The 22,009-nt window shown below is 63.6% G+C and carries 18 protein-coding genes; 12 read left to right on the forward strand and 6 right to left on the reverse strand.

Annotation, left to right across the window (positions count from 1 at the left end):
• Positions 1–25 precede the first annotated feature (25 nt).
• On the reverse strand, positions 26–1,384 hold the full coding sequence (locus ABEA18_RS11090) for an MFS transporter (RefSeq protein WP_345449442.1): 1,359 nt from the start codon (positions 1,382–1,384) through the stop codon (positions 26–28).
• A gap of 279 nt (positions 1,385–1,663) precedes the next feature.
• On the opposite strand from ABEA18_RS11090, the gene ABEA18_RS11095 reads away from it, so the two are divergent.
• From ABEA18_RS11095 to ABEA18_RS11105, 3 genes are all read left to right on the forward strand, one after another.
• Positions 1,664–2,344: a GntR family transcriptional regulator gene (locus ABEA18_RS11095; RefSeq protein ID WP_345449443.1), complete on the forward strand. Its 681-nt coding sequence runs from the start codon at positions 1,664–1,666 to the stop codon at positions 2,342–2,344.
• Between the two features lie 307 nt (positions 2,345–2,651).
• A complete protein-coding gene (locus ABEA18_RS11100) occupies positions 2,652–3,149 on the forward strand; it encodes a hypothetical protein (protein WP_345449444.1) in 498 nt (165 codons plus the stop codon).
• A complete protein-coding gene (locus ABEA18_RS11105) occupies positions 3,128–3,328 on the forward strand; it encodes a hypothetical protein (RefSeq protein ID WP_345449445.1) in 201 nt (66 codons plus the stop codon). Before ABEA18_RS11100 ends, ABEA18_RS11105 begins: the two co-directional genes overlap by 22 nt.
• Positions 3,329–4,385: 1,057 nt before the next feature.
• Here ABEA18_RS11105 and ABEA18_RS11110 read toward each other — a convergent pair.
• From ABEA18_RS11110 to ABEA18_RS11125, 4 genes are all read right to left on the reverse strand, one after another.
• A complete protein-coding gene (locus tag ABEA18_RS11110) occupies positions 4,386–5,354 on the reverse strand; it encodes a carbohydrate kinase family protein (RefSeq protein ID WP_345449446.1) in 969 nt (322 codons plus the stop codon).
• A gap of 123 nt (positions 5,355–5,477) precedes the next feature.
• Entirely contained in the window at positions 5,478–6,272 is a 795-nt protein-coding gene (locus tag ABEA18_RS11115) for an ATP-binding cassette domain-containing protein (RefSeq protein ID WP_284984946.1), read from the reverse strand.
• Positions 6,269–7,315, reverse strand: coding sequence for an ABC transporter permease (locus tag ABEA18_RS11120; RefSeq protein WP_234750546.1), 1,047 nt, complete (start codon positions 7,313–7,315; stop codon positions 6,269–6,271). Before ABEA18_RS11120 ends, ABEA18_RS11115 begins: the two co-directional genes overlap by 4 nt.
• Positions 7,316–7,411: 96 nt before the next feature.
• On the reverse strand, positions 7,412–8,527 hold the full coding sequence (locus ABEA18_RS11125; protein ID WP_345449452.1) for a substrate-binding domain-containing protein: 1,116 nt from the start codon (positions 8,525–8,527) through the stop codon (positions 7,412–7,414).
• Between the two features lie 166 nt (positions 8,528–8,693).
• Here ABEA18_RS11125 and ABEA18_RS11130 point away from each other — a divergent pair, with 166 nt between their 5' ends.
• Together ABEA18_RS11130 and ABEA18_RS11135 are read left to right on the forward strand one after the other, a co-directional pair.
• Entirely contained in the window at positions 8,694–9,692 is a 999-nt protein-coding gene (locus tag ABEA18_RS11130; RefSeq protein WP_345449454.1) for a LacI family DNA-binding transcriptional regulator, read from the forward strand.
• 49 nt (positions 9,693–9,741) lie between these two features.
• On the forward strand, positions 9,742–10,035 hold the full coding sequence (locus ABEA18_RS11135; RefSeq protein WP_345449456.1) for a putative quinol monooxygenase: 294 nt from the start codon (positions 9,742–9,744) through the stop codon (positions 10,033–10,035).
• Positions 10,036–10,546: 511 nt separating this feature from the next.
• Here the strand turns inward: ABEA18_RS11135 and ABEA18_RS11140 are convergent.
• Positions 10,547–13,153, reverse strand: coding sequence for a GH32 C-terminal domain-containing protein (locus ABEA18_RS11140; RefSeq protein WP_345449458.1), 2,607 nt, complete (start codon positions 13,151–13,153; stop codon positions 10,547–10,549).
• A 376-nt stretch (positions 13,154–13,529) separates the two neighbouring features.
• Here ABEA18_RS11140 and ABEA18_RS11145 point away from each other — a divergent pair, with 376 nt between their 5' ends.
• The 7 genes from ABEA18_RS11145 to ABEA18_RS11175 all read left to right on the forward strand — a co-directional run bounded on the left by ABEA18_RS11145 (position 13,530) and on the right by ABEA18_RS11175 (position 21,983).
• Positions 13,530–14,600, forward strand: a complete 1,071-nt coding sequence (locus tag ABEA18_RS11145) for a LacI family DNA-binding transcriptional regulator (protein WP_059389026.1) — start codon at positions 13,530–13,532, stop codon at positions 14,598–14,600.
• 79 nt (positions 14,601–14,679) lie between these two features.
• Positions 14,680–16,356: an ABC transporter substrate-binding protein gene (locus ABEA18_RS11150; protein WP_345449462.1), complete on the forward strand. Its 1,677-nt coding sequence runs from the start codon at positions 14,680–14,682 to the stop codon at positions 16,354–16,356.
• A gap of 127 nt (positions 16,357–16,483) precedes the next feature.
• Entirely contained in the window at positions 16,484–17,461 is a 978-nt protein-coding gene (locus ABEA18_RS11155) for an ABC transporter permease (RefSeq protein ID WP_241708015.1), read from the forward strand.
• Between the two features lie 10 nt (positions 17,462–17,471).
• Positions 17,472–18,398: an ABC transporter permease gene (locus ABEA18_RS11160; RefSeq protein WP_345449467.1), complete on the forward strand. Its 927-nt coding sequence runs from the start codon at positions 17,472–17,474 to the stop codon at positions 18,396–18,398.
• Positions 18,395–19,360, forward strand: a complete 966-nt coding sequence (locus tag ABEA18_RS11165; protein ID WP_345449468.1) for an ABC transporter ATP-binding protein — start codon at positions 18,395–18,397, stop codon at positions 19,358–19,360. The genes ABEA18_RS11160 and ABEA18_RS11165 overlap by 4 nt, the downstream gene beginning before the upstream one ends.
• Entirely contained in the window at positions 19,357–20,427 is a 1,071-nt protein-coding gene (locus ABEA18_RS11170; RefSeq protein ID WP_345449469.1) for an ATP-binding cassette domain-containing protein, read from the forward strand. The genes ABEA18_RS11165 and ABEA18_RS11170 overlap by 4 nt, the downstream gene beginning before the upstream one ends.
• Positions 20,424–21,983: a glycoside hydrolase family 32 protein gene (locus tag ABEA18_RS11175; RefSeq protein WP_345449470.1), complete on the forward strand. Its 1,560-nt coding sequence runs from the start codon at positions 20,424–20,426 to the stop codon at positions 21,981–21,983. The genes ABEA18_RS11170 and ABEA18_RS11175 overlap by 4 nt, the downstream gene beginning before the upstream one ends.
• Positions 21,984–22,009: the final 26 nt, after the last annotated feature.

A 22,009-nucleotide genomic window follows, 5' to 3' on the forward strand; every position in this document is an offset into this window, starting at 1 on the left:
GCGACTCCCCCGGAAGTTCGTTGGCTTAGCTGAGCGCGTGATTCCTGAACGGGCGCGCTGCCTTGGCAGGGACGCCGTCGAGCCTTGCTGCTTCGCCAAGGGTCTTGCCGCGGGTTTCCGGCGCCCAGGCGACGGACACCACCAGGCCCAGGAGGGTTATGACGCCGGCGATGATCATGGTGGTTCCGATACCCAGGGTGCTGAGCGCGAGAGGCACGAGGTAAGTGCCAACTGCGGCACCGATACGGCTCAGTGATGAAGCCAGGCCTACCGCGGAGCCGCGGACTTCCGTGGGGAACAGCTCGTTGGGGTAAACCCATTGCATGATCTGGGTGCCGCCGATGAGCACTGCGTAGGCAGCGAACAGGGCCAGGATGACCCAGCTGTCCGCAGTGGGGAAGATTCCCAGGGCCAGGAGGGCCAGACCGCCCCAGAGGAAGCTGTGGATGATCAGCGGACGCCGTCCCATCCTGTTGACCAGGGCCACGGCGATGAGGCAGCCGACCAGGAACATGATGGTGATGGCAGCGGAGCCGATGTTGGCCAGTTCCCCGCCGAGGTTGAGGGCTCCAAGGATGGCGGGGCCGAACGCGTAGACCGCGAACAGCGGGACGATCGAGCAAGTCCAGAAGATGGTGATGAAGGCCATCCGCTTGCCGTAGCCGGATCTGATCAGCTCACCCACACTGACGTTTGAGCCGCTTTCCTCAGGCAGGTCAGCCAGGGTTACGTGGGGGCCATAGACCTTGGCGAGCACCTCGTTGGCTTCTTCGTAGCGGCCCTTCTTCACAAGCCAGCGGGGCGATTCGGGCGTGCCAATGCGCAAAAGGACGATGATCAGCCCCGGAACAGCTGCGCTGGCCAGCATCCAACGCCATCCGCCGTCGAGCCCCAGCAGGAACTGGCCCACGACATAGGCCACCGCCGCGCCGACGAACCACATCGTGACGAAGGCGCCCAGGAGGGGCCCCCGCCAGCGGCTCGGGGTGAATTCTGCCAGAAGTGAGGTCGCGATCGGGTAGTCGGCCCCGACGGCGAAACCGATCATCAGGCGCAGGATGATGAGCCACACGGCGTCGTTCACAAAGGCCTGAAGCACCGAGCAGACCACCAGGGCGATAAGGTCGACGGTGAAGAGAAGGTGCCGTCCGAACTTGTCCGTCAGCCAACCGCCCAGGAAGGCGCCGAAGAAGATGCCGGCCAGCGCTGCGGCGCCCACCATGCCCTGCGTGGAGGCGGAAAGGTTGAACTGCGGAGTGATTTGAACCATCGCGACGCCGATGATGCTCAGGATGTACCCGTCAAGGAACGGGCCGCCGGACGAAAACAGTGCCAGCCTTTTGTGGAAGGACGACAGCGGCGCGTCATCTACAACGTGGGACATTGGTTTTCCTTTCACAGCAGCGTCCGCAGATAACGGCGCCCGATGGAGAATCTGTTCTATTGGTCCGGCCTGAGAGGCAGTCGGCGTTGGCAGCGAAGCCGGTTCTTGTTGAGCTTCTGGGGCCCCTCCCGCTTCAGGTTCGCGGGCCGTGGAGCCGGTGTGACATAAACCACCTTATGATGTGATCACAAATCACACAAGTGATCGAGTAAAGATTTTTCCTCGTTTCGAAAAGGCGAAGGTGCGGGCACTTTGGGGACTCGGGTCTATATTTGATCTGTGGTCATATCCAAGCGCGTCGAACCCACCCTGCTGACCGATCAGGTCTTTGACATGATCCATGCGGCGATCCTCAGCGGAGACCTGCCCGCGGGCTCGCGGCTCAGGGTCAGGGACCTTGCCGAGCAGGTGGGCACCAGTGTCATGCCGGTCCGGGAAGCCATCCGGCGGCTGGAGGAAGCGGGCCTGGCCGAGCGCGAACCTCACAAAGGTGCCGTGGTCAAGAACCTGACGCTGGAGGAACTGATCCACGTCTATGACGTGCGCCGGCTGTTGGAGACCGAGGCCGCACGCCTGGGCAGCGAACGGGTGACTTCCGAAGACTGCGACAAGATGCAGACCGAGTACGACCTGATGCGCCAAGCTATCGCCGAACGACGGGTCATCGCCCTGCTGGACCATGACGAGGCCCTGCTCTCCATCCTGTACAACGCTGCCGGCAACCCCGTGCTGGCGCAGATGATCCGGGCGCTCTGGCAGAAGTGCCGGGCGTACAAGATTGTCGGCGCACAAGGTTCGCTGGATGCGAGCGACGACGATTCGTTGTGGCGTTACCAGCAGGACCTGATCACAGCGGCCCGCAACAACAATCCCCCGGCGGCAGCGGCCGTGAACGAAGCCTCCCTCCTTGATGCCAGCGAGCGGATCAAGGCGCGCCTTGCGGACCAGCTCGCGACCTAACGCCCGTCCTCCACATCAAACAGCCCCGACTGCCCCATGTGTGGGAAGCCGGGGTGTTTTCATCGGTTGAAGCTCAGCCGCGGGACTCCCGAAAACGTAGCCCGTACGAGCCAGTCAGGCAGTGTCAGCCCGAGGCGATCAAGTGCCGCGGCGGAGACTCGAGGGGCGTCACCGGGACGGGTACAGAGCCTTCCTGTCAACGGCCAACACCCGTCTCTCGCCTGGTCATGGCGCCCTCTTTCGGGGTGTCATGACACCGCGTAGACTGACCGTGAAGCCAACACCCTCTCAAAGGCAGGAGCGCACTATGTCGGCAGGGACACCACGGCATACGATCCGCGTCAGTGACGAACTGTGGAACGAAGCCCACAGCAAAGCCCTGCGGGAAGGCACCTCCGTGTCTGAACTCATCCGCACCCGGCTCCGTGACTACGTCGCGGCCCCGGTCGAGCACCGGCACACCATCGGCGACTCCCTCGTGTACCTGGTCCCGAACGCGTTGGACGACCTGCACGGCCCAGCCACCGGAACCGTGGAACTCCCCCTGCACCTGGACTGGGGACCGGAAAAAAGCTACAACGTGGACGATGACGGAAGCTGCTCAGTGCTGTACCAACTCACCCTTCAGAATTCCGGGTCCGTCGGCGAAATCTGCCGCATCGTCCACCCAGGACGGCTGACCGCCCTGTGGCCCACCATGATCCTGCCTCCACGGTGCAGGCAGCTCTGGGAAACCAGCTTCCCCCAGCTCCCCGCCACCCGCGAAGCGAAGGAACACCCATCATGGACCACTCTCAGCGTCTAGCAGCCAAGATCGCCCTCGACGTCCTGGCCGACGACGGCTTCCTCCTCGCCGGCGGCCAGGCCCTGATTGAACACGGCATCACCGAACGCCTCTCGGACGACACTCACGCGGCTACGCCCGCGACTACCTCGCCGCCTACTCCATCATCACCAGCCGCCGCTTCACCCACCAACAACTGATCACCCTCTGCCAACGCCGCGACCCGACACTGGACCTGCCAACGTTCGCCGCCGCCCTCGCCAGACACCGGACACTCCCCACCTCCGAATTCACGAAATACGGCCTGCAACCCAGCGAACTCCCCGCCCTCAGCACCACCCTCCTGGACTTCGCCAAGACAATCCACAAAGCCAGCCACAACGCCGGCACAGCCAACACAGACGCAGCCAACCCCACCGGCCCTGGACACCCCGGGCCGGGCCCCGGCCTGCTCTAGCCGGCCCGAATCAGTCACCGAGCCGCATGCAACCCGACACCGCGCACCCGAGGATCCACCCCTCTCTCGGAAAGACTGACACCCTGATCCGCGAACATTTCGTGCTGGAACGTCTGCAGGTCCGGGGCCACGCCCCGGCGGCCCGTCGGAGGCGTCCCCGCGCAGCGTGGCGTCGTCGGCGGACTGCTCAGCTAAGCCATCGGCCTCTCAGAATCCTTTCACGAGCATCCGCTCGCTAGGTCAAACAGTCAATAAAACCCGGGGACAGTCCCCCCGTAGCTCCGTAGCTCCGTAGCTCCGTAGCTCCGTAGTTCCGAGCCCGCACGTGCATTGAGAGCGTTTTCGTCGAAGACTCAAGGGCGGACCGCCATGGGCACTTCCATAAAGCAGACGTAAGTGTGGACACTGTCCACACCCCTTTGGCAGGACAAACGAACAGGGACAGCTCCCGCTTGCGGCCGGAAATAGCTTTCCGAAGAAACTTCGGCGCCAAAGAGGATTCATCATGTTGCACCCCGGACCCTGAACCATGAACCGGTGTTGGACACCCACGACCAACCAGACAGAACCGGAACGAGCAGGAACCGCATAACCCCACCTAGAGCAGGCGGAGGGCCCACCAGCCAGGACCCTGAACCCGCCACCCACACACCTGAACGGGCCACCGCGGCGGCCAGGCACCAGCCCGCGCCCCTAGCGTCAGAGGGGCGCCACCACCACAAGCTTTGTACACACGTTAAAGCAAAAACCCCTCTGACGAGGGGGAATGCTGTGCCCGAGGTGGGACTCGGGGCGCGTGGTTACAGAACCGCCGACCTTTCGACTGCGTGCAAGCTTCTTCGAGGGCCTGCCAGGCGCGTCTGCAACTCTTCGGCGGTTGGCGGGTTGGCGCCTGGGCGGCTCACTGTGATTGAGGCGGCCATCGACGCGGTCTGCCCGATGGCTTCGAGCCCGGGCGGCGTGAACGCCTCGTCGCCCCGGGTCCGCAGTTCAAAGATGAGCGCGGCCATGTAGGCGTCGCCGGCCCCGATCGTGTCGGCCACCTCGGTCTTCACGGATGGGATGCTGAACCGGGCACCGGGTGTGGCCAGCAGGGCGCCCTCTGCGCCCTTGGTGATGACGGCCAGGCGCGCGCCCTGTTCCAGCAGATGGGAGAGGACGTCGTCCGGGGAGGATGCGGGGTACAGCCAGTGTGCATCTTCGTCGCTGAGTTTCACGACGTCCGTGAGCGGGAGCAGGTCCTCGAAGACTGACTGTGCCTCCGAGTGGCTGCCGAGGAGAGCGGGGCGGATGTTGGGGTCGTAGGTGACCAGGCATGATTGGTGGCATTGCTCGAGGAGGGTGCGGACTGTGGCGGCTCCTGGTGCGAGGAACGTGGCGATGGAGCCCGTGTGGAGAACTTTCGGGATCACGGCAGGCGCCACGTGCGGCAGCTGCCATGCGATGTCGAACTCGTAGCTGGCCGACCCATCTGCGGCCAAGGTGGCGGTGGCGGTTGCTGTCCGTTCAAGGGAAGTGGATCCGGGAAGAAGCCGGACGCCCGCGCTTTGGAGGTGGTTGGTGATGGCGGTGCCGTGTTCGTCGTCGCCGATCGCTGTGAGCAGCCCGGTCGGGATGCCGAGCCGGCCAAGGCCGTAGGCGACATTCGCCGGGGACCCGCCTGGATAGCTGATGGACCCTCCGGGGCCGTTGACGATGTCGATGAGGGCTTCGCCGATGACAATGACGTCCATCTGGTCGTGAGTAGCGGCCGCTTGGAGCTTGTGCATCGTGGTTCTTTCTTCGGATTGCCGTTGGTGGGGAGCCCCGGGATGGATCCGTCCGCGGACCTGTTGGCAGGCCCGCGGACGGAGAAGGGGCCCCGAGGGAGCGGGAAGCGCCGATCGGCCCTGTCAGGCCTTGGCGGCGCCGGTCATGATCGCGACGGCGTCGGTCATGCTGTGGGACTGCGGGGTGATGGTGGCCGCGCACTTGCCCAGGCGCTGGATGTGGATCCGGTCTGCCACATCGAACACGTGTGGCATGTTGTGGCTGATCAGGATGACCGGAAGGCCGCGGTCGCGCAGGTCGCGGACGAGCTGGAGGACCTGGTTTGATTCGCGGACGCCCAGGGCGGCGGTCGGTTCGTCAAGGACGACGACCTTGGAGCCGAAGGCAGCCGCGCGGGCAACGGCGACGGCCTGGCGCTGGCCGCCGGAGAGGTTCTCGACCGGCACTGTGACGTCTTGCAGGGTGGAGATGCCCAGGCGTGTCAGTTCTTCCTTGGCTTTCCTGCGCATGCCTTTGGTATCGAGCATCCGGAACACGCTTCCCAGTAGGCCGGGGAGGCGCTCTTCACGGCCGAGGAACAGGTTCGAGGCGACATCAAGTGCCGGGGAGACAGCCAGGTTCTGGTAGACGGTTTCGATGCCGTGGACCCGGGCGTCCTGCGGGCGTTTGAAGTGCACCTGCTGTCCGGAGACATAGAGTTCCCCGGTGTCGGGGATTTCGGCGCCAGTCAGGCATTTGATGAGCGTGGACTTGCCGGCGCCGTTGTCGCCGATGACGGCCAGGACTTCGCCCGGGTACAGGTCCAGGCTGACACCGTCGAGTCCAACGACGCGGCCGAAGGTCTTGACGAGGTTCCTGGCTTTGAGGATGGGTTCGCGGGTGGCGGTGTGGGAGGCTGAAAATTCTGTCATGGTCATGACTTGACCTTTCGGATCCACTGGTCGATAGACACGGCAACGATGATCAGGATGCCGACGGCGAGAGTCTGGTAGAGGACGTCCAGGCCTGCGAGTGAGAGGCCGTTGCGGAAGATGCCGACGATCAATGCGCCAAGCAGTGAACCCCAGATGGAGCCACGTCCGCCGAAGAGGCTGGTTCCACCGATCACGACGGCGGTGATGGAGTCCAGGTTCAGATCGACCCCGGCGTTGGGGCTGGCGGCATTGGTGCGGCCGATCTGGATCCAGGCGCCCACGGCAAGAACTGCGCCCGCGGCAAGGTAGACGCTCATGAGGACCCGGCTGACGGGAATACCGGCAAGACGGGCCGCTTCCTTGTCATCGCCGACCGCGTAGACGTGCCGTCCCCAGGCGGTCTTGCCCAGAATGAAGGCAACGACGACGTAGAGCAGGATCATCATCACGACTCCGGTGGAGATGCGGACGGGTCCGATCGGGAACGTGCTTCCCAGCCAGGTGAGCACCGGCGGCATCGCGGATCCGCGCACGGTGCTGCCGCCGGAGTAAAGGAGCGTCAGGGCGACGAAAATGTTCAGCGTTCCGAGGGTGACGATGAACGGCGGGAGCCGGAATCTGGTCACCAGGAAGCCGTTGAGAGCCCCGGCAGCCAGACCTACGGCGAGACCTGCAATGAGGGCGAGCGGCCCGGGGATGCCGTTGCTGACTGCAAGCTGGGCGATCACCATCGAGGACAGGATCATGACCGCCCCGACCGAGAGGTCAATGCCGGCGGTCAGGATGATCAGGGTCTGGGCGATCGCCAGGGTGCCCACCACCGCGACCTGCTGCGTGATGAGCGACAGGTTCTCCACCCGCAGGAAGCGCTCATTGAGGATCCCGAAGACCACCACCGCGATCAGCAGGACAATGGCGGGGCTGAGGGCCGGGTAGCGGTGGAGAATGTTGCGGATTCTGCTGAGAGGGGTCTGGCGGTCGAGGAATTCCTCGGCCAGGTCAGCATGCCCTGCGCTCGGGGGGCCGGCGGTCTGTTGCTGGGTCACTTGAATAGCTCCTGAACTTCAATGTTCTATAACTGTTGTCGTGCTGGTGTGCTGCGGGGAGACGCCTTTGCCACGGCTCCCCGCAGAGGGGAGGCTTTACTTGCCCCAGCAGATCTGGGAAGCAGCCGTGGTATCGATGCTCTGCAGTCCCGAAACTGCCTTGTCCGTGACGAGTGCGGAACCGGTGTTGAAGAAGTCCAGGCCCGCGGAGACCGTGGGCTTCTTGCCTGAGGTGGCCAGGTCCTGGATGGCCTGGACACCGAGCTGGGCCATCTTCACGGGGTACTGCTGCGCGGTGGCACCGATGATGCCGGCCTTGACGTTGTTCACGCCGGTGCAGCCGCCGTCGATGGAGACGACCAGCACGCCCTTGTCCTTGCCAGCGGCCTTCAACGCCTCATAGGCTCCTGCTGCGGCCGGTTCATTGATCGTGTAGACGACGTTGACGTTGGGGTTCTTCGACAGCAGGGTTTCCATCGCCGTGCGGCCGCCGTCCTCGGCGCCCTGGGATGCCTGGTTGCCTACGATCTCGTAGTCTCCGCCCTTGCCGCCGGTGTACTTGCCGGTCTTGGCCTCATCGCCGTTCTTCGTCTTGTCCGCGGTGTCGATACCCAGGCCGGTCAGGAACCCCTGGTCGCGGTTGTAGTCAACCGAGACGACCTTGTCGCTGAACAGGTCGACCAAGGCGATGGTGGCTTTCTTGCCGTCGAGCTGCGCCGCAGTCCACTGCCCGATCTGCTTGCCCGCGGCGAAGTTGTCCGTGGCGAAAGTGATGTCCACGGCACTGGCCGGGTCCGGCGGGGTGTCCAGAGCGATCACATACAACCCTGCGTCACGGGCCTTCTTGATCGCGTCGACGACGGCCGGACCGTTCGGGGTGATCAGGATGCCCTTGTCGCCCTTGGAGATGGCGTTTTCGATGGCCTGGATCTGGGTGTCCTCGTCGCCGTCGGACTTGCCGGCCGCGAGCTTCAGGTCGATGTTTCCGCCTTCAGCGGCCTTCTTTGCACCGTCTTCCATCGCCACGAAGTACGGGTTGGATGTGGTCTTCACGATCAGCGAAACACCGATCTTTCCTGCGGCGCCTCCGCTGGACGACGAGCTGGAGGAACTGCCTCCGCAGGCGGTCAAGCTAAGTGCGCCGAGGGTCAGGACTGCGCCGGCGGCAAGAAGGCGGGTCGCGGCCGACCTCGGGGCTTTGGAACTCAACATTGAAACTCCTGTGTTTGTGGCGCCCTTCCGGCGCCAGACAACGATGTCATGTATCATGTAACCAAGCTCACACTGTGGAGTCAAGTGTTAATCGATGATGAGGAGCAGTTCGTTGACAACGGTGTCTAATCGTTACCAATCCGATTCCGGACGAAGGCCCCCGACGATGAAAAACGTCGCGGATCTCGCTGGAGTTGGCATCAAGACGGTCTCGAGAGTCGTGAACAACGAACCCGGGGTTTCGGAGGAAACACGCCAGCGGGTCCTGAGGGCTTCGGAACAGCTGCAGTATCACCTGGATATCACCGCGGGCAGCCTGAAACGGTCCGGACGCAAAACGCAGTCCATCGGGTTGTTGCTGCCCAGTGTGTCCAACCCCTTCAGCGGCGAGATCCACAGGGCACTGGAAGACGCACTGGCTGAACGGGGAATCGCCGTTTTCGCCTCAAGCCTGGATGATGATCCGGAGCGGGAGAAAAAGCTGATTTCCGCTTTCCTGGGCCGTCGGGTGGACGGACTAGTGCTGACCCCGATCGCCAGAAGCCAGGCCTACGTCATCCCGGAGCACTCACGGAACCTGCCCATGGTGTTCATCGACCGCGAGCCGGTAGGCATCGAAGCTGACGCGGTCGTCACGGACAACGAGGTGGGCGCCGCGAAGGCGGCCGCACACCTCATCCGCCACGGCCACACCAGACTGGCCTACCTCGGAGACCGCACCGACATCCAGACCGCAACGAAACGCCGCACAGGGTTCCTGGAGGAAATCGGCAGGGCCGGCATTGCAACCTCGACCATCCCGGTGCGCAACGGACTTCACGACGAGGAGACCGCCCTCCGGGCAGCGCTCGAGCTGCTCACCTCGGAGAACCCTCCCACGGCGATCTTCTCGAGCCAGAACCTGGTCACCTTCGGTGCCATGCGCGCGCTGAAGTCCCTCGGGTTGCACCACAGCGTTGCCCTGATCGGATTTGACGACTTCACCCTGGCCGACATGATGGAACCCGGGATCACCGTCATTGCCCAGCACCCCGAGCGCATCGGCAAGACCGCCGCGGAGCGGATCCTTGCCAGAATCGATGGTGACGACGGCGCCCCGAAAACCTACATCGTCCCGTCGGAACTGATCCCCAGGGGATCCGGCGAGATCCTGCCGCTGAGCTAGCAGCCAAGACTTCGGAACAACCCGACACCAACCAAGCAAAGGACCCGACATGACCAAAACACTGTATGCGGAATTCACCGTCAGGCCAGGCAGCGAAGCCAGGGTGGCCGAAATGATGGCCGAGCTCACCGTCCACGTCCGCCGGGAGCCCGGGAACGTCATGTTCCTGCCCTACACCCGCGAAACCAACCCGCGGGAATACTTCGTGTTCGAGGTCTACCGTGACCAGGCAGCCTTCGAGGAACACATCGGAGCGGAATACGGCCGGAAATTCAACGCCGAACTCGCCGCGCACATCGAAGAAGACGGCTCCGTCCTGACCTGGCTTCATCCAATGGTTTAGGGCCTGGCCAAGGCCGAAAAGCGCGCACAGGCAGGAACGAACAGAGCCTGCACCCCAGCGGTCGTTGCTGCTCCCGGAGTGCTTCGGGAGCAGCAACGACCATTGCATTTAATACACAATTCAACTGAAGCCAGGAAGCACAGGCGCTCCAGCAAAGGACGCCACCGGGCGGGTGCAGAAGGATACTCAAGAGTGGATGATGCGCCTGGAAATCTGGCACTACCGGGCAGGCAATCCACTCCGTCATAGAAGCCAGGGGCACTGGCTGGATCTGCCATTCGTCCTGTGCCATCGTCCTTAGGAGGACTCGTGGACGCCTGTTTCCTTATGCAGGGCCGATCCGTGGCTTTTTTCGTAGCCCGCTCCGGTTGCAGGATGACGGTCAGCTGGCTGCTCTCCTGGCCCAGCATGATTGCCCCGGTACGTGCATGATTCCGGGTCGGACAGGTACGGCGCCCGCAACGGTGAAGTTGCGGGCGCCGCGGTCTGATCAATGCGATGGGGCGTCCGGTTATTGCCAGGCCGACTTCATCTGCTTGACGTCCAGAGAAGTGAGAGCAGCGTTTCCTCCGTTGGCGAAAGCTTCGATGCCTTGGCTGGACGGGTCCGGGAAGATCTGGTCTGTCAGGACGATTTTCCCGTCGTCGGCGAAGACTTCGACCGAGGACCAGTCAACCAGGATCCGGAGTTTGACCGTTCCTCCGCTTGTCGTGAGCGGCGCGGTCTGGACTCCGGGGAAGCTGGGGTTGAATCCCACGGCGCCGGACTTGGTTCGGTCGATGTAGACCTGTCCGGACTTGTTGTCATAGCCGATGAGTGTTTCCTGGCCGGACCCCGTGCGGACTTTCAGTCCGTAGGAGCTTGCAGTACCTGCAGTGAAGGACGCCGAGATGTCGAGCGCCTTCCCTGTGGCCGGCAAGACGGTGCTTCCGGCAGGGACGGACGTGTTCTCCTTGTGGACTGACGGCCCCGTAGTGAGCTGGTTGAGCTGATTAACCGGTGTCTGCACCAAGCGGGGTGCGCCGTCGACGGTTTGAAGGGACAGCTCCCGCGGGACGGTCATGGCGCTGCGCCACGGTGAGGTGGGAATGGATCCTCCATAGTCCCAGTTGTTCATCCAGCCGATCATGATCCGCTTGCCGCCAGGGGCGTCATTGAAGGTGACACCGGCGTAGTTGTCCTTGCCGTAGTCGACCCAGTGAGCGCGTTGGACTGCGGATTGTGCCGCCGTGTCTGAGAGCGTGAAGTCGTCGGCCAGGATGTGTCCCCAGCCGCCGGTGTTGTGGTCGACGACCTGGATCTGCGCCTGCTTGCCCATCAGGTCGCTCAGGTCCCACGACGCCCAGTCCAGGTTCTCGCTGTTTGCGCCCGTGGCGGAGCGCGCCACCTTGCCGTCGACGACGAGATTGACGGAGGTCTGCGTGTCCCAGGGCTTGGCCGGGGCGTTGGCGAAGACTATGTCGCCCACCATGAGATGGCCCCAGCCGGTGGATCCGTCGTTCTGGTCCACGACCTGGATCTGGGCCTGCTGGCCCTGGTACTTGCTCACGTCCCAGTTCGTCCACGTCAGGTCAGGGCTGTTGGGGCCCGTGGTGGTGGCGACGACCTTGCCGCCGACGATCAGGTTGACCGCGGTCGGGTTCGATTGGCCCCAGGGGTGGTTGCCGCCAGCGACCTGCAGGTCGATATACGGGCTGTTGACCGTGAACGTCGGGGAGGTGATGGTGCCGGTGCCGGTCTCGCCTTGGGGCGCGTAGGTGTCCAGCACCTTCGGGCCGAGCTGGTTGGGCAGGCTCTCGGTCGAGGGCCCGGAGCTGGCGAAGGAACCGGTGGCGGTCCAGCCGGCGCCGTAGGTGGCCCCGGAGAAGTCGTTGAACACGGTCCCGGCCGGCAGGGTGCCGAGCGGGACGGTGTCGGCGGCGTAAGGGTGGTTGCCGCCGCCGACGAGGAAGTTCAGGTGGGATTTGTTGACGGTGAAGGTCTGGGAACTGAGTGTTCCGGTGGGGCCGTCACCGCCGTTGAAGCTGTTGACGAAGCCGGTTCCTTCAAAGCCTGTAACGCTGGACTGGCCCGGCAGGCTTCCTGTGGCCGGGGCAGTGCCGAAGGCTGTCCCGGTGGTTTGCCAGCCATCGTAAGTACCGTTTTCGAAGTTTCCCAAAGATGTCCCGGCCGGGGGGACATAGGGTTTGTCATCCGAGGTGAACTTGGTGCCGTCGAAACTTCCCGTGAAATATTGGACGCCCGAACCTCCTGCGATCCCTCCCGGGTTGAGGTTGACCGTCAGTACCCACTTCTGTTTGCCGGGGTTGGCGGGATCCGGCAGGGGGAACAGGTCAGGACATTCCCAGGCGCCGCCTGTGGCGCCTGCAGGCCCGAAATCGCTCAGATGCATCCAGGTTTTCAGGTCTGGAGAACTGTAAAAAGTCACCTTTTGCTGGTCGGACAACACGGCTGACATCAGCCACTCGTGTCCGGCCTCGTACCAGAAGACTTTCGGGTCCCTGAAATTGTTTGACCCGATGTCCAGCACCGGGTTCCCGGAATTGTATTTGGTGAACGTCCGGCCTTTGTCCGTGCTGTACGCGAGTGCTTGGGACTGCTTCCCGGTAGCCTTGTCGGCGGCGGTATAGATTGCCACCATGGCGGGCTTGCCCGGCTGGCCAAAGCCCGTCGTGTTGTCTTTATCGATGACAGCACTGCCCGAGAAGATCATGTTTTTGTCGTCCTGCGGAATGGCGAGCGGGAGTTGCGTCCAGTGCACCAGGTCCGTGCTGACGGCGTGGCCCCAGGACATGTTGCCCCAGGTGTCCCCCGAGGGGTTGTACTGGAAGAACATGTGGTATTCGCCTTGGTAGTAGACCAGGCCGTTCGGGTCGTTCATCCAGTTCGTTGCCGGGCTGAGGTGGAACTGGGGCCGGTATGTCTCGGAGTAGGGCGCGGAAGTTCCGACCGCGCCGGAAGCCGTCGCGGCCGCCCCGGAGGTGTCCGCGGCCAGGGCCGGGGCGGACAGCGGAAGGGCGCTGCCAGCGGTCATAGCGGCGGCGAGCATCAGGGCGTTGAGGCGTTTTTTTGATTTTGGTCCGGGTGTCAGACCGGGACCGGAATGTGTGCGGCGCACGTATTCACCTTTCGTGTCGACAGTGACAGGCAGGTAATGCCGGTTGTCGCTCGGCTAGTTGTGTGGGGGCATTGATCGACTCAAATGCTGCACTTGCGTCAGATCCACCGAACGAAGACAACGTTGTCAAAAAGGGAACCTACGGCTTGTCCACCGGACAAGTCAACAGTCAAATCCTCCGACGCCCGGCCTGGCTCAAGTGGTCGTGAACCAACTGCCCGCATGCCGGTGGAAGCCGTTGACAGCTACGAGGTAACGCGTGTAACCTCAATCACACCGCTGAAGGTAACCCGCGTTACTTGCCAACGATTGCGATACGACCTCAGACCGAACCCTTGGTACTGCGCGCAGGATCAACGAAGACACGGAGCATTCAATGGCGAAAACCACCACCCCCCAGAAAGCCGCGGCTGTGCGGCAGCGGGGTGTCACCATGAGTGATGTCGCCCAGCACGCCGGTGTCTCCCGGACGGCGGTCTCGTTCGTGCTGAACAACCGCGAAAACGCCAGCATTTCCGAGGAAACGCGCATCCGCATCAACGACGCCGTTCAGGCATTGGGTTACCGCCCGAATGCCGGAGCGCGCGCACTGGCTTCCCAACGCAGTGATTGGTACGGACTCGTCACCGAGATCGTGACGGCCCCGTTTGCGGTGGACATCATCAAGGGCGCCCAGGATCAAGCCTGGCTTGACCACCGGTTCCTGCTCATCGCGCCTTCCGACCAGGCCGATGCCGTAGGACCCAACCAAGGCCTGGAAGATGCAGCAACGGAAAAGCTGCTGGAACAACGAGTGGAAGGACTTTTGTACGCGGCAACATACCACCGCGGGGTACATGTTCCGGAAAGCGCCCACGAGGTTCCCACTGTCCTGATCAATTGTTTCGACGCGGACGGGAAGCTGCCCTCGATCGTCCCGGACGAGCGCGGGGGCGGCAGGGTTGCCGTCGATCGTTTGCTCCGGGCCGGCCACAGCAGGATCGGAGTCATCAACCTGGACCCGCACATTCCCGCGGCCGTCGGGCGTTTGGAGGGTGCCCGCGAAGCACTCGCCGGCGCCGGGCTCGAACTGGATCCGGAGCTGGTGGTGTCCGGGCATGCGACGGCGGATGGAGGCTACGAGGCGGCGTGCCAAATCCTGGATCGTTACCCCCAGCAGGACAGGCCGACCGCACTGTTCTGCCTCAATGACCGCATGGCGATGGGCGCTTATGACGCCATCAAGGAACGGGGACTGACCATCCCCGGGGACATCGCCGTGATCGGCTTCGACAACCAGGAACTGATTGCGGCCTACCTCAGGCCAAAACTGACCACGGTTGCGTTGCCCTTCGAAAAAATGGGCGCACTGGGAGTCCAGACGCTCGCAGCTCTCACAGCAGGACAGCCGATCACTGCCGACCAGCAATTGGTCGACTGTCCGCTGCTAGAACGCTCTTCGGTCTGACCGCGAAATCAAGTTTCGAAGAGCAAACCCTTACCCACCCCTTCACCTTGCTGATGAAGATAGGAAAGAGATACCCATCATGACACAACCCCGACTCTTGAGGTCTGCCCGCATTGCAGCGGCCGGACTGGCTGTGGGCGCAATGCTGCTGACCGGCTGCGCTGCCACCGTCAACAAGTCCGCCGGCACCGACGCCGGAGCCAACGCGAACGCCTTCCTGACCATCCCGCGTGAGGACATGAGCACCTTCGACCGTAACTTCAACCCCTTCGCCCCCACTGTGAACCCCATGGTCCAGCAGGCCATCTACGAACCCCTACTGGTCTTCAACCCGGCCAAAGGCAACACCGTCCCCTGGCTGGGCGCCTCCTGGGACGCTGCCAAGGACGGCAAGTCCGTCACCGTCACCCTGCGTGACGGCGTGAAGTGGTCCGACGGGCAGCCTTTCGTCGCCGATGACGTGGCCTACACCTTCCAGCTGCAGAAGAAGCTCAAGGGCGGCTTCGAGTACCTGGATTCCGTCACTCCGGCGGGCACCGACAAGGTGACATTCACCTTCAACAAGCCCTGGTCCCCCGCGCTCTATGAGATCGGGCAGCTCCCCATCCTCCCCAAGCACATCTGGTCATCCATCGCCGATCCGGCGAAGGACACCAACGCCAACCCCGTGGGAACCGGCCCCTACACCCAGGTGGACAGCTTCCAGTCCCAGTCCTTCGTGCTGAAGAAGAACCCGAACTACTGGCAGCCTGACAAGCAGAAGATCGCCGGCATCAAGATGCTGGCGATGTCCGGAAACGATGCCGCCAACCTGGCCAGCGTCAACGGCGATGTGGACTGGTCCACCCAGTTCATCCCGAACATCGAGAAGACCTTCATCGCCAAGGACAAGGACCACCGCCACTTCTGGTTCCCGCCGACCGGCGCCATGATCAACTGGCAGTTGAACACCAGCAAGGCGCCGTTCAATGACGCGACGGTGCGCAAGGCCCTGAGCATGGCGGTTGACCGTGACCAGGTCACCAAGATCGGCATGAGCGGGTACGCCACTCCGGCCGACTGCACAGGCCTCTCCGGCAACTACGCGAGCTGGAAGAACGCCGATGTGGCGAACAACTGCACTTGGACCAAGCTGAATGTCGACGAAGCGAACAAGATGCTCGACGGCGCCGGTTACCCCAAGGGCGCGGACGGCAAGCGCACCCTCAAGGACGGCAAGCCTTTCGAGTTCAAGATCTCCGTGGGCGCCAGCTCCTCCGACTGGCTCTCCGTGGCCAACGTGATCTCCCAGAACCTCCAGGCCATCGGCGTGACCGCCAAGGTGGACTCCCCTGACTGGGCCTCCGTCGTCTCCGGCTACGAGCAGGGAACGTTCGACACCGGCATCGTCTGGAGCGCGAACGAGCCCAGCCCGTTCAAGTACTTCAGCTCCACCATGGGCACATCCACCGTCAAGCCGGTGGGCGCCAAGGCCACCGAGAACTACCACCGTTTCGGCGATCCAAAGGCCGATGATCTCCTGCAGCAGTTCGCTGCTGCTGGCGACGAAGCCGCACAGAAGCAGATCGCGAACCAGCTTCAGGCAGAATACAACGCGGTGGCCCCGACGGTTCCGCTGTTCTCCGGCCCCGAATGGGGCGACTACACGGACGTTCACTTCACGGGATGGCCCACTCAGGACAACCCCTACGCAACGCTCTCTGACCGCTCCCCCACCACGGTCCTTGTCCTGACCACTCTGGAACCGCGCAAGTAGCCGGCGCCACTTCTCGGCCGGTGGCTGCAGTTGCCGTATTCCGGTTCCCACCGGCCGAGAACCTTTTCATCTTTCCCGCCCGGGACCACTGTCGTCCCGGACCCCGCCTTTCCCGAACGGAGCAACCGTGCGCTTCATCCTGCGCCGCCTGGGTTTTTACCTGATCGCCTTCTGGGCCTCCATCACCCTGAACTTCCTGCTCCCGCGTTTCATGCCGGGAGACCCCGTCTCACGCATGTTCGCCCGTACCCAGGGCAAGATGCAGCCCGAACAGATCGAAGCCCTGCGCAAGATGCTCGGCGTGGATACGCGGCCGCTCTGGGAACAGTACGTCGACTACATGCACAACATCCTGACCGGCCAGATGGGTGTCTCCATCTCGCGTTTCCCCACCCCGGTCACCGAAGTCATCGCCAGCCAGATCGGCTGGACCCTTTTGCTGGGCGGAACCGCCCTGGTGTTCGCCGCCATCATCGGCAATCTACTCGGCATCCTGGCCGCCTGGCGACGCGGCGGCGCGATCGACTCCGCCCTGCCGCCGCTCCTGATCTTCATTGGATCCTTCCCGTACTTCTGGCTGGCCATGGGAGCCCTGTACCTGTTCGGCGTGGTGTTGGGCTGGTTCCCGATCCGCCACGCTTTCACGGACGGCTTGGAGCCCGCGTTCACCTGGGAGTTCATCGGAGACGTCGGTGCTCACCTTGTGCTCCCGGCGTTGACGATCGTCCTGGTGTCCATCGGCGGCTGGATGTTGGGCATGCGGAACACCATGATCGCCACGAACGCCGAGGACTACATCACCATGGCCGAGGCCAAGGGTCTCCGGCCGGGCCGCATCATGCTCCGCTACGCGGCAAGGAACGCCATGCTCCCTTCGGTCACGAGCTTCGGCATGAGCCTGGGCTTCGTGGTGGGTGGTGCAATGCTCACCGAGGTGGTGTTCGCGTATCCCGGCGTCGGCTACCAACTCCTCAACGCCGTCCAAGGCCTCGACTACCCGCTTATGCAGGGCCTGTTCCTGACCATCACCGCCGCCGTGCTGCTGGCGAACTTCCTGGTGGACATCCTCTACGTCCGCCTCGACCCGCGTGTGCGCAGCAACTGAGGGACCCATCATGACAACCACAATTCTCAAGCAGCCCACTGAGCCCACAGCTGCCCGCAAGCCCAACCGCAGTTTCGTCCACGGACTTATCACCAACAAGAAGGCCCTGGTGGGCATGATCGTGATGCTCGTGTTCATCGCGCTTGCGTTACTGGCCCCCGTTCTGTTCCCCGGAGAGCCGTCGCGGATCACCGCGATGGCCTCGCTGGAACCGTCTCCCGAGCACTGGCTCGGCACCACAGCCAAAGGTCAGGACGTGCTTGCCCTGACTGTCCATGGTTCCCGCAGTTCCCTGTTCGTCGGGTTGACTGTGGGCTTCGCATCCACCTTCATCGGCATTTTGGTGGGCCTGGCATCGGCGTACTTTGGCAAGTTCATTGACGAAGCACTGTCCCTGGTGACCAACGTCTTCCTGCTCCTGCCCGGACTCCCGCTCCTTGTCATCCTGGCAGCTTTCCTGCCGCCGGGTTTGGGAACCGTGATCCTGGTGCTCGTGGTCACCGGCTGGGCTGGGTCGGCACGTGTATTGCGATCCCAGGCGTTGTCCATCCGTTCAAAAGATTTTGTGGCCGCGGCCGTGGTGTCCGGCGAACGGGCCGGCCGGATCATGTTCCGCGAAATCCTGCCCAACATGGCATCGAACGTGATGAGCACGCTACTTGCCTGCGTGATTTACGGCATCGGCGCCCAGGCAGGCCTGGAGTTCCTTGGCCTGGGTGACGTGAGCACCGTTTCCTGGGGCAACAACCTCTTCTGGGCCGGCAACGAGGGCGCCCTACTGACCGGCAGCTGGTGGGTCTTTGTTCCCTCGGGTGTCTGCATCGCGCTGGTCGCGTTCGCACTGGCGCTCATCAACTACGCCGTGGACGAGGTCACTAATCCGCGGCTGCGGAAGATCAAAACCCCAAAGAATACCGAAAGGAGCGCCGCCAAGTGACAGTCTCCCAAGTTTCCTTCGGCTCCCACGAGCCCGTTCTCGACGTCAAGAACCTCACCGTCAAGTACATCGGCGACACCCGCTCCACCACCGCCGTCGACCGTGTTTCCTTCAGCATCGGCACCGGTGAGGTCTTCGGGCTGGCGGGCGAGTCCGGCTGCGGCAAGTCGACCATCGCCAACTCGATCATGCGGCTGCTCAAGGACCCCGCAAAAATCGCCGCCGGCAGCATCTCCTTCGGCGGCAAGGACGTCCTGGCCATGAGCCCTGAGGAACTGCGGCGTTTCCGCTGGCAGGATGTGGCTATGGTCTTCCAATCGGCCATGAACTCGCTGAATCCGGTGCTCACCATCGGCGAGCAGATCGTGGACATCTTCACCACACACGCCGGCTACTCCCGCAAGGAATCCCTCCGACGCGCGGGCCAGCTGCTGGAACTTGTCAGGATCGACCCCGCTCGCCTCAAGTCCTACCCGCACCAGCTTTCGGGCGGCATGCGCCAGCGCGCCGTGATCGCGATGGCCGTGGCGCTCAAGCCGTCCCTCTTGATCCTCGACGAACCCACCACCGCCCTGGACGTGGTGGTGCAGCAGGAAATCATGGCCCAAATCAAGGAACTCCAACGCGAACTGGGATTCTCCGTCCTCTTCATCACCCACGACATGTCCCTCATGGTGGAGCTGTCGCACCGCATGGCCGTGATGTACGGAGGCCGGATCGTGGAGACCGCGAAAGCCCAGGACGTCTACGCCAACCCTCGCCACCCCTACACGCAGGCGCTGATGGGTGCGTTCCCGCCGCTGACCGGTCCGCGGGTTCCGCTGACCGGACTGCCCGACGGCGTGAAGTTCCGGAACATCCCCGACCTCACCGAAGCAGCACCCGGCCATTTCGTGGCTCCGTTTGGTGCCGACGCTTCAGCGGCTGATGACACCGCCATCATGGAAGGAGCCGCACGATGAGCCACGCTGTGCTGTCATCCCAGCGCCCCTCCGCCGACACAGAAGCTACGGCCCTCGAGGTCCGCGGACTAGGAAAGTCTTTCCCTATAGGTGGTTTGTTCTCCCGGGAGTCCGTCCGGGCCCTGCACGGCGTAGACCTGACCATTGGCCGCGGAGAAATCGTGGCCCTCGTGGGAGAGTCCGGGTCGGGTAAGAGCACCCTGGCCCGCTGCGTTGCCCGGCTCGAGAAGCCGAGCGCCGGGGAGATCCTGCTTGACGGCGTCGACGTCCTCAAGCGCGACCGCTTCCAGGCATCGAGAGCGTTCCGCTCCCAACTGCAGATGGTCTTCCAGGATCCCTTCGGCTCGCTGAATCCTGCCCACAGAGTGGAGCACTTCCTGCGGAGGTCGCTAGCGATCCACCGGAAGGGCGGCAACTCCGAGACAGAGACACAGCAGCGACTCGAGGAGCTTATGACCACCGTGGGCCTGCAGGCCGACATGCTGAACTCCTACCCGCACGAGCTCTCCGGCGGCCAGCGCCAGCGAGTCGCGATCGCCCGGGCCCTTGCCGTGGAACCACAGGTCATCCTCGCCGACGAACCCACCTCCATGCTGGATGTTTCGGTCCGGATCGGCGTACTGAACCTGATGCGCAAACTCCGCGATGAGCAGGGAATCTCCATGCTCTACATCACACACGACCTCGCTTCGGCCCGATACCTCGCGGACCGGACGGCCGTCATGTTCGCCGGTGAGCTCGTTGAAGAGGGCGAGTCCTTGGACCTCCTGGCCAACCCGGCCCACCCGTATACGCAACTGCTGGTCTCAGCCGTCCCGGATCCGGCCCGGGCGGGCTCCTACGATCCCGTCCGCCGGGCCGAGCTGCGACAGGCTGTGATGGCTTCGACCAGCTGCGCTTTCGACGGCGACCCAAACCAGGCCTGCTCGGCCGAGGAACCCGTTCGCCACGGTGTGGGCGACCCCGAAAACCGCCACTGGGTGCGCTGCCACCTCTACCGCCCGCAGGCTGGAGCCGGCGGCCACGCGCTGGCAACTGAACCTACGGACAGCAAGCCCTCCGCATGACTGAATCGACGCACCCGCTCGGCACCGTTCCCCAGGACGAACTGATTGCCCGCGCCGATGCGGACCCCCTTCGGCCGCGCTTCCATTTCGTGTCCCCGGCCGGTTGGCTGAACGACCCCAACGGCGTGAGCCAGTGGAACGGCACCTATCACCTCTTCTACCAGTACAACCCCGAAGGCGCCTTCCACCACCGCATCCAGTGGGGCCACGCGACCAGCACCGACCTCGTCCACTGGACGGACCAGCCGGTGGCGCTGGAACCTTCCGCAGGTCCGGACGCCGACGGCTGCTGGTCGGGGGTGTTGGTGAACGATGGCGGCACACCCACCTTGGTGTACTCGGGACGGCTGGGCGAGCAGGAGTTGCCCTGCGTTGCCGTCGGATCCGCAGACCTGCTGAGCTGGAGCAAAATTCCTCAGAACCCGGTCATCGCAGCTCCACCGGCCGGAGTGGACATCACGGCGTATCGCGATCACTGCGTATGGCGCGAGGGGTCCATCTGGCGGCAGTTGGTGGGATCGGGCATCCGTGGGCGCGGCGGCACGGCGTTCCTGTACGAGTCCCGCGATCTGCGCTCCTGGGAATACGTCGGGCCCCTGTTCATCGGCGACGCCTCACAGGGCGATCCTGCCGATTCCGATTGGACCGGGACCATGTGGGAATGCGTGGACCTGTTCCGGGCACGCGAGGGATCGTTGGGTACGGTTCCTACTTCTGGCGACGCGCCCGACGTGCTGGTCTTTTCCGCATGGGACAACGGCGACACCCGCCACCCGCTGTACTGGACCGGCCGCTATTCGGAAAACTCCTTCGAGCCCACCGGGCTGCATCGGCTCGACTACGGCGGACGGTTCTTCTATGCGCCACAGTCATTCCAGGATCAGTCCGGCCGACGCATCATGTTTGGTTGGCTTCAGGAGGGCCGCAGCGACGCCGCGATGATCGAGGCCGGGTGGTCGGGCGTCATGAGTTTGCCGCGCGTCACAACCGTGGCCGACGACGGAACCCTGGTGTTCGCGCCCGTGCCTGAAATCGAGAAGCTGCGCCGGGACCATGTGGGCCTGCCCGGACAGGAGCTGCTGGGTACCGGGGCACCTGTGGCTACCGGTGTGTCCGGCAACCAACTGGACCTCGAACTGGATGTGCAGCTCGAGCCTGGTGCTGTGCTGCGACTGGGCTTGCTGGGATCGGCTGACGGTGGCGTCTCCGGTAAATCCAAGGAGGAAACAGTGATCGAGCTGTGCCGGAGCACTGAAGGCAACGGCCAAGGCACACTCCGCCTCGACCGGACTCAGAGCAGCCTCGATCCAACCGTTGATGTCGACGACAAGTCCGGACCGCTCCCGATGCCCGACGGCCGGGTGCACCTGCGCGTCCTGGTGGACCGATCCGCCGTCGAAATTTTCGCCAACGGTAAGCCGCTCACCGCCCGCGTTTACCCGACCCTGGCCGGCCAGCACGTGAGCCTGACCGCCGAGGGTACCGTGAGGCTGCTCTCCTTCGATGCCTGGACCATGGCTGAGATCTTTGGAGGAGCTCGGAACCTCTTCCCCTAACTCAGGATCCGACCGCTCCCGCCTTT

This window comes from Arthrobacter gyeryongensis (genome assembly GCF_039543785.1).
GTDB lineage: Bacteria > Actinomycetota > Actinomycetes > Actinomycetales > Micrococcaceae > Arthrobacter > Arthrobacter gyeryongensis.

What these genes read in the sequence shown, in the direction of transcription:
- ABEA18_RS11150 (WP_345449462.1), top strand. Translation starts at nt 14,680, where the DNA reads ATGACACAACCCCGACTCTTGAGGTCTGCCCGCATTGCAGCGGCCGGA.
- ABEA18_RS11125 (WP_345449452.1), bottom strand. Translation starts at nt 8,527, where the DNA reads ATGTTGAGTTCCAAAGCCCCGAGGTCGGCCGCGACCCGCCTTCTTGCC.
- ABEA18_RS11090 (WP_345449442.1), bottom strand. Translation starts at nt 1,384, where the DNA reads ATGTCCCACGTTGTAGATGACGCGCCGCTGTCGTCCTTCCACAAAAGG.
- ABEA18_RS11175 (WP_345449470.1), top strand. Translation starts at nt 20,424, where the DNA reads ATGACTGAATCGACGCACCCGCTCGGCACCGTTCCCCAGGACGAACTG.
- ABEA18_RS11110 (WP_345449446.1), bottom strand. Translation starts at nt 5,354, where the DNA reads ATGCACAAGCTCCAAGCGGCCGCTACTCACGACCAGATGGACGTCATT.
- ABEA18_RS11105 (WP_345449445.1), top strand. Translation starts at nt 3,128, where the DNA reads ATGGACCACTCTCAGCGTCTAGCAGCCAAGATCGCCCTCGACGTCCTG.
- ABEA18_RS11115 (WP_284984946.1), bottom strand. Translation starts at nt 6,272, where the DNA reads ATGACCATGACAGAATTTTCAGCCTCCCACACCGCCACCCGCGAACCC.
- ABEA18_RS11145 (WP_059389026.1), top strand. Translation starts at nt 13,530, where the DNA reads ATGGCGAAAACCACCACCCCCCAGAAAGCCGCGGCTGTGCGGCAGCGG.
- ABEA18_RS11130 (WP_345449454.1), top strand. Translation starts at nt 8,694, where the DNA reads ATGAAAAACGTCGCGGATCTCGCTGGAGTTGGCATCAAGACGGTCTCG.
- ABEA18_RS11160 (WP_345449467.1), top strand. Translation starts at nt 17,472, where the DNA reads ATGACAACCACAATTCTCAAGCAGCCCACTGAGCCCACAGCTGCCCGC.
- ABEA18_RS11135 (WP_345449456.1), top strand. Translation starts at nt 9,742, where the DNA reads ATGACCAAAACACTGTATGCGGAATTCACCGTCAGGCCAGGCAGCGAA.
- ABEA18_RS11170 (WP_345449469.1), top strand. Translation starts at nt 19,357, where the DNA reads ATGAGCCACGCTGTGCTGTCATCCCAGCGCCCCTCCGCCGACACAGAA.
- ABEA18_RS11100 (WP_345449444.1), top strand. Translation starts at nt 2,652, where the DNA reads ATGTCGGCAGGGACACCACGGCATACGATCCGCGTCAGTGACGAACTG.